We start from the raw sequence: 13,243 nt of genomic DNA, 5'->3' as shown, positions 1-13,243 counted from the left end.
ACCGTCCTCATTTCCGGTTGCTGGAACGGGCCCGGCGTCGCCGCTGCCCCCGCGCCGAACTGGTGGTGAGCGCCTCCTGTGCGGCCGCGCCGTCGCCGTCGAGCGCCGCCGCGAACTCCGCGACGGTCGGATGCTCGAAGAGCACCGCCGGTGCGACGGGGCGGCCGAGCTCCTTCTCCAGGGCCAGCACCATGGCCATGCCGAGCAGGGAGTTGCCACCGAGCTCGAAGAACGGGTCGTGCACGCCGACCTGGTCGATGCCGAGGTAGGCGCCCCACAGGTCGGCGATCCTGGCCTCGGGCTCCGTACGCGGCGGCGCGTAGTCGGTACGCAGCATCGGGCGCGGGAAGCGTTCACCCCGGGGCACGGCGGCCGCCCCGACGAGGTCGTCCAGGTCGAGCATGGCGGACCAGGCGCGCAGGACCTCGTCCAGCGGCTGCCTGACGGCCATGACACTGCCGTGGCCCCCGGTCACGATCCGGCCGAGCAGCGCGCATCCGGCGTCGTCGGCGAAGCCGTAGCGGGCGCGGTAGTCCGCCACCCGGTCGGCCAGGCCGCCGGTCGTCCTGAGCCCTTCGGCCTGCCAGACGTCGTGCTGCCACGGGCCCCAGGCGACCGAGACGACCCGGGTGGAGGGGGCGGTGGCGGCCAGCGCCTGGCCGTACGCGTCGAGCAGGGTGTTGGCGGCGCAGTAGTCGGCCTCGCCGACGCCGCCGTACGCCGTGACGGCGGAGGAGTAGAGCACCAGCAGCTCCGGCCGTTCCTCGGCGGGGGTGCGGGCGCTGACCAGCTCGGCGAGCGGGCCCATGGCGAGCACCTTGGGCGCGAGCACCCGCCCGGCCTCGGCGACGGTACGGCGGCGCAGCATGCCTCCGGCGGGGAGCCCGGCGGCGTGGATCACGCCGTGCAGGCCGCCGAAGTGCTCGCGGGCCCGGCGCAGGGCCGCGCGCAGCTGTCCTGGCACGCCGGTGTCGGCGCTGAGCAGCAGCACCTCGGCCCCCGCCGCCTCCAGCTCGGCCACGTCCCGCAACGTCCGCCCGATCCGGTCCTCCACCGGCTCATCGCGGGCGGCCTGCGCGACCCGGTCCGCCTCCGCCTCGTCGCGGGACGTCCGCCCGATCCGGTCCTCCACCGTCCCGGCCCCGTCGCGAGAGGTCGGCGCTATCCGGTCCGCCTCCACCTCGTCGCGGGAGATCGGGGTGCGGCTGAGGAGGGCCAGGCGGCGGACGCCTGCTCGGGCCAGGTGTTTGGCCAGGGCCATGCCGAGGCCGCGGGTGCCGCCGGTGATCAGGTAGGCGCCGTCCGGTCGCCAGGTCTGGGGCGGTGCCGCCTGGCCGGGGACCTCCGTCCAGCCGCGTACCCAGCGGCGGCCGCGCCGCCATCCGGTCAGCGGGTCCGGGACCTCCGAACCGGCATCCTCCGCCGGCGGGGTCAGGAGTTCGTGGGCGAGCTGCGCGGCCGTGACGGTGGCGGAGGAGCCCGCCTCGGCGTCGAGGTCCACGCCGCTCCAGGTCAGCCCGGCGTACTCGTGCCGGACCGCACGCCCGAGACCGTGCGCCAGCGACTGGTGGGGAGCGGGCACGTCGCCGCCGAGGATCTCGGTCGCTCCCCGGCTCACGGTCAGCAGCCGTGCGGGCCGGTCGTCCAGCGCCTGCAGGGCCAGCATGAGGCTGTCGAAGCCGTGCCCGACCGCCTCCCGCAGCTCGTCGTCGTCGGGCAGGCCGGAGGCGGCGGCCAGGCTCCACAGGTGGGCCACATGCACCGGCCCGGCCGGGAGCTGGGCGAACACCTCGGCGTACTGCTCGGGCACGGCCGGGTCGACGGTCAGGCGGCGGCCCTCGCGGCGCGGCCCGTCCCCGGCCACCACCTCGACCACGGGGGTGCCGGACGCGGCGGCCAGGTCGGCGAGGGCCGATCCGACGCCCTCGGGGTCGGCGAAGACGACGAGCGGGCCGGGCAGGCTCAGGCCGGCCGGGAGGGCGCCGGCGGCCGGGTCCCGACGCCACGTGGGGACGAAGGTGAAGTCGGCGGGCTCGGTGACGGCCGCCGTCCCGGCAGGCGCCGATCCGGTCCGCTGGGCGTGCTCATCGTGCTCGGGCCAGAACCGGGTGCGCTGGAACGGGTAGGTCGGCAGGCTCAGCACGCGGCCCCCGGCGGGGCGGGTGCGTTCCCAGCTGACCCGGGCTCCCAGCTCCCACAGCGCGGCGCACGCGTTGAGCACCTCGTCGTGGGCGTCCCCGGGCTGCCCAGCCGTCCAGTACGGCGGCAGCGTCCCGAGCACGGCGATGTCGGACCCGCCGGTCAGGCTCTGCCGGACCAGCCCGCCCAAGGTCTGGCCCGGTCCCAGCTCGACGAACGCGGTGACGTCCTGGTCCAGGCAGTGGCGTACGCCGTCGGCGAAGCGGACCGTGCTGACGAGCTGGTCCGCCCAGTAGGAGGTGCCGGTGGCCTGCTCGGCGGTGAGCGGCCGGCCGGTGAGGTTGGACACGATGGTGATGGCGGGCTCGTTCCGCCGGACCGTCTCCAGCACCGCGACCAGCTTCTCCCGCGCGGGCTGCAGCAGCACCGAGTGGAAGGCGTGGGTGGAGCGCAGCGGCCGGCAGGCCAGACCTTCCCCGGTCAGTACGGCGGTCGCCGTCTCGATCTCCGCGGGCAGGCCGCTGAGCACGGTCATGGCCGGGCCGTTGAGCGCGGCGACGTCCACCTCTACCCCGGCCGTGGCGAGGGCGGCCCGGATGGGCTGCTCGGGTGCGGCGACCGCGACCATACGACCGGCGGGCACCGCGCTGATCAGGTGGGCCCGCTCGATGACCACGTGCAGGGCGTCCTCCAGCGAGAACACCCCGGCCAGGCAGGCGGCGACGTACTCGCCCAGGCTGTACCCGATGAGCAGGTGCGGGGTGATGCCCCAGTGGCCGAGCAGGCGGGCCAGGGCGTACTCGACCGTGAAGAGGAAGGGGTGCGCGACCGTGGCGTGGGCGAGCGGGTCGTCGGCCGGGGTCGCGTCGCCGCCGCCCCGGCCCAGGAGGGTCGCCAGGTCGGCGGGGCGCTCGGCGGCGGGGGTGCTGAAGAACGGGCGCAGGTCCAGGCCGGAGCGCTGGCGGACCAGGTCGGCGCACTGGTCGACGGCCTCGGCGTAGACGGGCTCCCGGGCGTACAGCTCGCGGCCGAGACCGGCGTACTGGTCGCCGACTCCGGGGAGCAGGAAGGCCAGGCGCTGCCGGGTCCCGGTCCGGCGGCCGCCGGCGCTCTCGGCGGTGGCGCGCAGCCGCCGTACCGCCTCGTCGAGGTCGGCGCAGACCAGGGCGCGGCGGTGGTCGAGCTCGGCGCGGCCGGTCTGGAGGGTGTGGGCGAGGTCTTCCAGCGCCGTGCCGGGCCGCTCGGCCAGCCAGTCGGCCAGCCGCGCCGCCTGCTCCCGCAACGCGGCGGCACTGGCCGCCGACACGGTCAGCACCTGCCCCCGCGCACCCTGAGCGGCCGCCGAGCCGCCGGACCCACGCGCACCCTGTGCGGCCGCCGAGCCGGAGGCCGCGCGCGGGGCGGCGGATTCCCGGGGGGTGAGCGGCGACGTCCCGGACGGGGAGGCGGCGTGGGCGGCGTCCGGGGTGGGGGCCGATTGGAGGATGACGTGGGCGTTGGTGCCTGACAGGCCGAAGGAGCTGACGCCCGCCAGTCTCGGGCTGTCCCGGTCCGGCAGGGGGAGGGCGGCGGTGACCGGCTGGACGCTGCCGTCCTCCGGGATGGCCACGGCGGGGGTGTCCAGGTTGAGGCTGGGCGGGATCAGGCCGTTCTCGAGGATCAGGATCGTCTTGATGACCCCGGCCACCCCGGCGGCGGCCTGGGTGTGGCCGATGTTGGTCTTGACCGCGCCCACCCGGAGGGGATGGTGCGGCGCGCGACGGCCGAAGACGTCGTGCAGCGCCGACAGCTCGATGGCGTCGCCCAGGTGGGTGCCGGAGCCGTGCGCCTCGACGTACTCGATCTCGTCGGGGTCCACGCGCGCCGCCGCCAGGGCGCGGGTGATGACGTCGGTCTGGGCACGGCGGCTGGGGGCGGTGAGCCCGTTGCTGCGGCCGTCCTGGTTGACGGCGGAGCCGCGCAGCACCGCCCGGATGCGGCGGCCGTTGGCCAGCGCCCTGGACAGCGGCTCCAGCACGAGCATGCCGCCGCCCTCGCCCATGACGTAGCCGTCGGCCCGCTCGTCGAAGGTCTTGCACAGGCCGTCGGGGCACATCATCAGACCGGCGCACGCCTGGAGGTAGGTGGTGGGGTGCAGGACCAGGGACGCGCCGCCGGCGAGGGCGAGGTCGCACTCGCCCCTGCGCAGGCTCTCGGCGGCCAGGTGGATCGCGATCAGCGACGAGGAGCAGGCGGTGTCCACGGTGATGGTGGGGCCGATCAGGTCCAGCTGGTACGCGATGCGCCCGGCCGCGACGCTGGCCACCGCGCCCTGCCCCAGGTAGGGGTCGGAGACGGCGGTGTCGCCCTGCCGCTCGATCTGCAGCCTGCCGTACTGGAGGGTGTCCATGTAGCCGACCATCACGCCCGTACGGCTTCCGGCCAGGCGGGAGGGCGACATGCCGGCGTTCTCCAGGCCCTCCCAGGCCAGCTCCAGCAGGAGCCGCTGGTGCGGGTCCATGCGCAGCGCCTCGCGGGGCGAGAGGCCGAAGAACTCGGCGTCCCAGCCGGAGACGTCGTCGAGAAAGGCGCCGTACCTGGTGTACATGCCGCCGGGGACGCCCGGTTCGGGGTTGTAGTAGGCGTCGATGTCCCAGCGGGAGGGCGGCACCTCGCGCACCGCGTGGCCGCCCCGCCGCAGCAGGTCCCAGAAGTCCTCGACCGTGTCACCGCCGGGGTAACGGCAGGCCATGCCGACGACGGCGATGGGCTCGCGGCGGCGCTCCTCCAGCTCGGTGAGGCGCTGGCGGGTCTGGGCCAGTTCGACGGTCACGCGCTTGAGGTAGGAACGCAGCTTTTCCTCGGTCCCCATCGGGAGTGCCTTTCCGGTCACGGTCGTGGTCACAGTTCGTTGTCGATGAGGGCGAAGATCTCCTCGTCGGAAGCCGAGTCGATCTGGCCCTGCACGCCATCCGGGGTGGCCGGTGCCCTGCCGAGCCTGCTGAGCGCGCCCTCCAGGATCGGTACGAGACGGTCCCGGATGGCCGCCGCGTCTCCGTTGGCGTGCTCGAGCACCTGGTCGATCCGCCTGAGGGCGGAGCGGAGCGTGTCCTCGGGCGCGACCTCCGGCGGGGCCAGGGCGCTGAACAGGTACTCGGAGAGCGAGGCGACGGTGGGGTAGTCGAAGACGAGCGTGGCGGGGAGCCGCAGGCCGGTGTCGATGTTGAGCCGGTTGCGCAGCTCGACGGCGGTCAGGGAGTCGAAGCCGAGCTCCTTGAAGGGGCGGTCGATCTCGACGCTGTCGGCGCTGCCGTAGGCCAGCACCGCGGCCATGTGGGCCTGAACGGTGTCGGTGAGCAGGCGTAACGCGTCGGGTCTGGGCAGGGAGGACAGGCGCTCGGCGAGGGTGGCGGAGGTCGCCCGGGCCGGGTACGCCGCCGCCTGACGGGGTCCGCGGACCAGGCCGCGCAGCACCGGGGGCAGGTCGCCGTTCTCGGCCCTGGTACGCAGCCCCGCGTTGTTCCACCGGGCGGCCACCATGGTGGGCTCGGCACTCGCGAGTGCGGCGTCGAACAACCCGAGGCCCTGTTCGGCGGTCAGCGGGGCGATGCCGGCCCGGGCGAGCCGGGCGAGGTCGGTCTGGCTGAGGGCGCCGGTCATGTCGGAGGCGGCGTCCCATAAGCCCCAGGCCACCGAGACCGCCGGAAGTCCCTGGTCGCGGCGGTGTTCAGCGAGCGCGTCCAGGAAGGCGTTGGCGGCGGCGTAGTTGCCCTGCCCGGCGTTGCCCAGCACCCCGGCCAGCGAGGAGAACAGCACGAACATCGTCAGCGGTTGATCGCGGGTGAGCTCGTGCAGGTGCCAGGCCGCGTCCGCCTTCGGCGCCAGCACCGATCCCAGCCGGTCCGGCGTCAGGTCCTCCACCAGCGCGTCGTCCAAGACCCCGGCCGCGTGCACCACACCTGCCAGGGACACCGGGGCGAGCAGAGTCGCCAGCGCGTGGCGGTCGGACACGTCGCACGCCGCCACCGCGACCCGCGCTCCCAGACCCTCCAGCTCGGCCACCAGCGCACCCGCTCCAGGGGCTTGCGGGCCGCGCCGCGACACCAGCAGCAGGTCACGCACCCCGTGCCGCTCCACCAGCCGCCGCGCCACCAGGGCGCCCAGGCCACCGGTGCCGCCCGTCACCAGCACCGTCCCCGGCACCTCGCCCAGGGACCCGGCGACGGGCTCACGGCGGATCAGGCGGGGCACGAGGAGCTTGCCCTGACGTACGCGGACCTGCGGCTCCCCGACAGCCGCGATCCTGGCCCAGTCGGCGTACCCGTCCTCCGCCTCGGCCAGCACGAACCGGCCCGGCTGCTCCGACTGCGCCGACCGCACCAACCCCTGCACCGCCGCACCCGCCAGGTCACCCGGCCGGGTGACGAACATCAGCCGGGACTCGGCCATGCGCGGGTCGCGGATGGCCTCCAGCGTCTGGGCGGTGAGCTGCCGCAGGGCGGCGGGCAGGTCCGCGTCCCCGCTCACGCACGGGATCACGACCGCTTCCGCGTCGCCGGGCTCGGCGACCGCCTCCACCCAGTCCACGCCGTACGAGACCGGTCCGGCGGGGCCGGCCAGCGCGCCCGACGGCATCGGCCGGGTCCGTACCGAGGCCAGCGAGAACGCCAGCCGCCCCGCGGCGTCGGCGGCCTCGATGGCGTATCCGTCGTCGCCGGCCTTGGCCAGCCGCACGCGCAGGGTCCTGGCCTCGGCGGCGAGCAGCCGCACGCCGCGCAGCTCGAACGGCACGCGCAGGCCCTCGGTGCCGTCGGCGACGAGCAGCGGGTGGAACATCGAGTCCAGCAGCGCCGGGTGGATGCCGAACCCGGCCACGTCCACCTCGTCGGGCAGCGACACGTCGGCGAACAGCTCCTCGCCCCGCCGCCACACGGCACGCAGTCCCTGGAAGGCGGGGCCGTACTCGTAGCCCTGCTCGGCCAGGCGCTCGTACCCGCCGGCGATGTCCACGGGGGTGGCGGCGGCGGGCGGCCAGGCGGCGGCCCAGTCGGGACGGGCGTCGCCGTCCCGCTCCTCGGCGACGGCGCCGGACAGGTGGCGGGTCCATCCGGCCTCGTGGTCGTCGGCCGGGCGGGAGTGGACCCGCACCGGGCGGCTGCCGGAGGTGTCCGGCGGATCGACGACGACCTGGATCGCCACGCCGCCGCGGGACGGCAGGAGCAGCGGGGCCTCGAACGTCAGCTCCTCGATCACGCCGTGCCCGGTCCGCGTCCCGGCCTCCAGGACCAGGTCGGCCAGCGCGGCGCCGGGCAGGATGACGGCCCCGCCCACCGCGTGGTCGGCCAGCCAGGGCGTGTCGGCGACCGACAGGCGGCCGGTGAGCACGGTCGGTCCGCTGTCGGCGAGCTCGACCGCCGCGCCCAGCAGCGGGTGGCCGACGTCGCGCAGGCCGGTGGCGGACAGGTCCGCGCCCCTGGCGGGCGCGCCGAGCCAGAAGCGTTCACGTTCGAAGGCGTAGGGGGGCAGGTCGAGGCGGTGGCCGTGGCGGGACAGCTCGGCCCAGTCCACGTTCGCCCCCGCCACCCAGGCCCCGGCGAGACAGGCGGCCAGCGCGTCCGGCTCGGCGCGGTCGCGCCGGTGCAGGGCGAGGATCGTGGCGTCGTCGCCACTGACGCACTCGTGGGCCATGCCGGCGAGCACGGCCTGCGGGCCGACCTCCAGGAAGATGCCGGCGCCGAGCTCCTCCAGCTTGCCGATGGCCGCGTGGAACAGGACGGGCTGCCGGATCTGGTCCAGCCAGTAGCCGGGGTCGGACCAGTCGCCGGGGGTGCCGGTGACGGAGAGGGTACGGCCGCGGCCGAACGTCACGCTCTTCAGCTCGTCGGCGAACGCGGGGAGCATCGGCTCCATGAGCGGGGAGTGGAAGGCGTGGCTGACCGACAGCCTGCGGGTGCGCCTGCCGAGCTGCCGCCAGTGGTCGGCCACGGCCAGGCAGGGCTCCTCGGCGCCGGAGATGACCACGCCGGTGGGGCCGTTGACGGCGGCGATCCCGACCTGGTCCTCCAGCCCGGCGAGGGTGGGCGCGACCTCGTCGGCGGTGGCGTTCACGGCGACCATCGCGCCCGGCCGGCACAGCTCCCGCATGAGGCGGCCGCGGGCGGCGATCAGGCGGGCGGCGTCGGGCAGGGACCAGATCCCGGCGACGTGCGCGGCGGCGTACTCGCCGACCGAGTGGCCGGCCAGCGCCGCGGGCTTCAGGCCGAGCGACTCCAGCAGCCGGTGGGCGGCCACCTCGAAGGCGAACAGGGCCGGCTGGGTGTAGGCGGTGTCGTTCAGCAGCTCCGCCTCGCGGGTGCCGGGCTCGGCCCACATGATGTCGCGCAGCGGCCGGTCGAGGTGCGGGCCGAGCGCCGCGCACACCTCGTCGAGGGCGGCGGCGAACACCGGCGACGCGGCGGCCAGGTCGCGTCCCATGCCGGGCCGCTGCCCGCCCTGGCCGGTGAACAGGAAGGCCGGCAGGGGCTGCTCGCCGGCGACTCCCTCGATGACGGGCGCCGCGTCGTCCTCGGAGGAGGCCGCCTCGTGCCGCCGGTAGCGGGCGAGGCCGTCGGTCAGGGCGGCGTGGCCGCGGCCGAGCACGACGGCTCGGTGCGGCAGCGGCGGGCGCTTGGCCAGGGAGTACGCGACGTCGGCCGGGTCCTGCCCCTCCCCCGCGGTGACGAACTCGTGCAGCCGGGCGGCCTGGGCCGCCAGCGACTGGGGGCTGCGGGCGCTGATCGTCCAGGCGAGCGGGCCGGTGAAGGCGGGGACGACCGGCGGCTCGGGGTCGGGGACGTACTCCTCCACGATCGCGTGCGCGTTGGTGCCGCTGATGCCGAAGGAGGAGACCCCGGCCCGGCGGGGGTGCTCGGCGCGGGACCATTCGGCCTGCTCGGTCAGCAGCCGGACGTGGCCCGCCGACCAGTCGGCGTGCGGGGTGGGCTCGGTGACGTGCAGGGTACGGGGCAGCACGCCGTGCCGCATGGCCATGACCATCTTGATCACGCCCGCGACGCCGGCCGCGGCCTGCGTGTGCCCGATGTTCGACTTCACCGATCCCAGCCAGATGGGCCGGTCGGCCGGGCGCCTGCGCCCGTAGGTGGCCAGCAGCGCCTGCGCCTCGATCGGGTCGCCCAGGGTGGTGCCGGTGCCGTGGGCCTCGATCACGTCGATGTCGCGGGTGTCGAGCATGGCGTCGGCCAGGGCCTGCTGGATGACCTTCTCCTGGGCGGGCCCGCTCGGAGCGGTCATGCCGTTGCTGGCGCCGTCCTGGTTGATCGCCGTGCCCCGGATGACCGCGAGGATGCGGTGCCCGTTGCGGCGGGCGTCCGACAGCCGCTCCAGCGCCAGCACTCCGACGCCTTCGGCCCACGCGGCGCCGTCGGCCGAGGCGGAGAACGACTTGCACCGGCCGTCCGGGGACAGGGCGCCCTGGCGGGAGAACTCGATGAAGGCGTCGGGCGAGGCCAGCACGGTGACGCCGCCGGCCAGGGCGAGCGAGCACTCGTCCTGGCGCAGCGCCCGTACGGCGAGGTGCAGCGCGACCAGCGACGATGAGCAGGCCGTGTCCACCGTGAGCGACGGCCCCTCCAGCCCCAGGGTGTAGGACACCCGGCCGGAGAGCACGCTCGACGTGCTGGAGGACAGCAGCGTGCCCTCCATGGCCGGTGGCACCGCGCCGTGCATGAACCGCTGGGAGTAGTCGCTGAACATGTTGCCCGCGTACACGCCGGTACGGCTGCCGCGCAGGCTCGCGGGGTCGATCCCGGTCCGCTCCAGGGCCAGCCAGCACGTCTCCAGGAACAGCCGGTGCTGCGGATCGGTGGCCAGGGCGCTGCGCGGGCTCATCCCGAAGAACGCGGCGTCGAAGTCGCCCGCGTCGTACAGGAAGCCGCCATGCCTGGTGTACGACGTCCCCGCCGCCTCGGGATCGGGGTCGTACAGGGACTCCACGTCCCAGCCCCGGTCGGCCGGGAACTCGCCGATGGCGTCCCGGCCCGAGGCGACCAGCTCCCACAACTCCTCGGGACTGCCCACCCCGCCCGGGTAACGGCACGCCATCCCGATGATCGCCACCGGTTCGTGCCGGCGGGCCTCGTCCTCGGCCAGTTGCCGGCGGGCGTCCGTCAGCGCGAGGGCGACCCGCTTCAGGTATGCGCGCAGCTCAGCCTCATTCGCCATGGTCGGGCCCTTCCATCGGGTTCCTCAGGGGGGATGTCATGGCTCGGTTGTCGATCAAGGCGAAGATCTCCTCGTCCGATGCGGAGACAATCTCTTCCGCGGCTCCGCTGGAGCCGTTCTGGGCGGTGGCCGAGGTGGCGACCGCGGTGGCGCCGATCCTGGAGAGCGCGCTCTGCAGGATGGCGACGAGCTGGCGGCGGACGGCGTCCGACTGGCCGTTCGCGGCCAGCAGCGCCGACTCGGCCTGGTCGACCGCGGCCCGCAGCGCGTCCTCGGGCGAGGGCCCGTCCGGTGCCAGGGTGTTGAACAGGTACTCCGCCAGCAACGTGACGGTGGGGTGGTCGAAGACGAGGGTGGCGGGCAGCCGCAGGCCGGTGTCGGTGTTGAGCCGGTTGCGGAGCTCGACGGCGGTCAGGGAGTCGAAGCCGAGCTCGTTGAAGGCCCGGTCCACGTCCACCTGGTCGGGGTTGGGGTGCGCGAGGACGGCGGCGACGTGGCCGCGTACGAGCTGGGTGAGGTGGGGCCGCGCGGCCGCCTCGCCCATGATCGCCAGGCGTTCGCCCAGCCCCTGCCCGGCGGCCACCGGAGCGGCGGCCGTCGTGTTCGACGCGACCCGGCGCGGCGCGCGGACCAGGCCGCGCAGCACCGGCGGCAGGTCGCCGTTCTCGGCCCTGGTACGCAGCCCCGCGCCGTCCCACCGGGCGGCCACCATGGTCGGGTCGGCGCTCGCCAGGGCCGCGTCGAACAGCTCCAGGCCCTGCTCGACGCTCAGTGTCGCGATGCCGGCCCGGGCGAGCCGGGCGAGGTCGGCCTGGCTGAGGGCGCCGGTCATGTCGGAGGCCGCGTCCCACAGGCCCCAGGCCACCGAGACCGCCGGAAGTCCCTGGTCGCGGCGGTGTGTCGCGAGCGCGTCCAGGAAGGCGTTGGCGGCGGCGTAGTTGCCCTGCCCGGCGTTGCCCAGCACCCCGGCGACCGAGGAGAACAGCACGAACATCGTCAGCGGTTGATCGCGGGTGAGCTCGTGCAGGTGCCAGGCCGCGTCCGCCTTCGGCGCCAGCACCGATCCCAGCCGGTCCGGCGTCAGGTCCTCCACCAGCGCGTCGTCCAGCAGCCCGGCCGCGTGCACCACACCTGCCAGGGACACCGGGGCGAGCAGAGTCGCCAGCGCGTGGCGGTCGGACACGTCGCACGCCGCCACCGCGACCCGCGCTCCCAGACCCTCCAGCTCGGCCACCAGCTTCCCGGCCTCCGGCGCCTCCGCACCGCGCCGCGACACCAGCAGCAGGTCACGCACCCCGTGCCGCTCCACCAGGTGCCTGGCGACCAGGGCGCCCAGGCCACCGGTGCCGCCCGTGACCAGCACCGTCCCCGGCACGTCCACGGCGGACCCGGGGGCGGGCTCGCGGCGCGTCAGACGGGGCGTCAGCAGGGCGTCTTCCCTGACCACGAGCTGCGTCTCGCCGGCCGCGACCGCCGCGGCCACCCGGTCCCAGCCCGCGAAGCCCTCCGGCACCTCGGCCAGCACGAACCGGCCCGGCTGCTCCGACTGCGCCGACCGCACCAGCCCCTGCACCGCCGCACCCGCCAAGTCGCCCGGCCGCGTGACGAACACCAGCCGCGCGTGCGCGAACCGCTCGTCGCCGAGCCAGCCCTGCACCAGGTCGAGCACCCGGTGCAGGCCGTCGTGGACCGAGTACGGCAGGTCGTCGGGGTCGGCCTGGCAGGGCGCCAGGACCAGGCCGGGGATCTCGCCCGCGCTCATGTCGGCCAGGGAGACGAGGTCGTAATAGCGGGGCGCGGCCGTCCCCGCCGCCGCCAGCTCCGCCTCGATCTCGTCGGCGAGCGCGTCGGCTCCGACCACCGCCCAGCGCTGCCCGGCCGCGTCCGCCGTGGCGGGCTCGGCCCAGTCGAGGGCGTAGGCCGTGGCGCCGGGGGCGGGGCGGGAGACGCTTCTCGGCGTCTTGCGCAGCGCCAGCGTGTCGATGCCGGCGATCCACTCGCCCGCGCCGTCGAAGAGCGCCAGCGAGATCTGGTCGTCGCCACGGTCGCTGATCCGTACGCGGAGGGTGCCGGCGCCGAGTGCGGCCACCCGGATCCCGCTCCACGAGAACGGCAGCAGCAGGACGTCCTCGTCGTCGCCGGACTCGGCCACCACCAGGTGCAGCGCCGCGTCCAGCAGGGCGGGGTGCAGGGTGAAGCGGTCGGCGTCCGCGCGTACCGGGTCGGGCAGCGCGACGTCGGCGTAGGCGTGGCCGCCGGCGCGCCAGGCGGCCCGCAGGCCACGGAAGGCGGGGCCGTATTGGTAGCCGCGCGCGGCGAGCCGTTCGTACACGTCGTCCAGCTCGATCCCGGGCGCCTCCGGGGGCCAGGAGGCCAGCCGCTCGTGGGCGGTCTCCGGGGCGGTCCCGAGCAGGCCGTTCGCGTGTGTCGTCCAGGGGTCGTCCGCGGTCCGGCGGGCGTAGACGCCCACCGTGCGGCGGCCCTGCCCGTCCGGCCCGCCCACGGCGACCTGCACCTGTACGGCGCCCGACCCGGGCAGGACCAGCGGCGCCTGCAGCGTCAGGTCCTCGACCAGGTCGCATCCGGCTCTGGCGGCGGCCTCCAGCGCGAGTTCGGCGAACGCCGTGCCGGGGAGCAGGACGGTGCCGTCCACGGCGTGGTCCGCCAGCCAGGGGGTCGTCGCCAGGGACAGCCGGCCGGTGAGCAGGAAACCGTCGTCGGCGGCCAGCGGCACACCCTGGTCGAGCAGCGGGTGCCGGGAGGAGCCGGATCCCTGGTCGAGCCAGTAGCGGTTGCGCTGGAAGGCGTAGGTGGGAGGCTGCCCACTCGGTGCCGGTCCCTCGCCCAGCACCAGCGGCCAGGCCACCGGCACACCCAGCACCCACGCCTGAGCCAGCGACAACAG

3 protein-coding genes are annotated in these 13,243 nt (G+C 75.4%); all 3 read right to left on the bottom strand.

All coding sequences use genetic code 11. The annotated features are described in order from the left end of the window. Window positions 1-7: 7 nt before the first annotated feature. Window positions 8-4,990: a beta-ketoacyl synthase N-terminal-like domain-containing protein gene (locus AB0J69_RS56920; protein ID WP_364136786.1), complete on the bottom strand. Its 4,983-nt coding sequence runs from the start codon at window positions 4,988-4,990 to the stop codon at window positions 8-10. A gap of 29 nt (window positions 4,991-5,019) precedes the next feature. Continuing rightward, the gene (locus tag AB0J69_RS56915) at window positions 5,020-10,338 is read right to left on the bottom strand and encodes an SDR family NAD(P)-dependent oxidoreductase (protein WP_364136784.1); all 5,319 of its coding nucleotides are present in this window, start codon (window positions 10,336-10,338) and stop codon (window positions 5,020-5,022) included. Next, window positions 10,328-13,243 (bottom strand): SDR family NAD(P)-dependent oxidoreductase (locus AB0J69_RS56910; protein WP_364136782.1); only part of this gene is annotated, 2,916 nt, incomplete at its 5' end. The genes AB0J69_RS56915 and AB0J69_RS56910, both read right to left, overlap by 11 nt.

The sequence above is a fragment of the Nonomuraea sp. NPDC049709 genome (assembly GCF_040674815.1).
GTDB lineage: Bacteria > Actinomycetota > Actinomycetes > Streptosporangiales > Streptosporangiaceae > Nonomuraea.
The sequence above is the reverse complement of the archived record's forward strand: the minus strand, read 5'-3'. Positions and strand labels throughout refer to the sequence as shown.

Bases quoted from the DNA above. Each gene is read 5' to 3' on its own strand.
- AB0J69_RS56920 (WP_364136786.1), bottom strand. From the start codon at position 4,990: ATGGGGACCGAGGAAAAGCTGCGTTCCTACCTCAAGCGCGTGACCGTC.
- AB0J69_RS56915 (WP_364136784.1), bottom strand. From the start codon at position 10,338: ATGGCGAATGAGGCTGAGCTGCGCGCATACCTGAAGCGGGTCGCCCTC.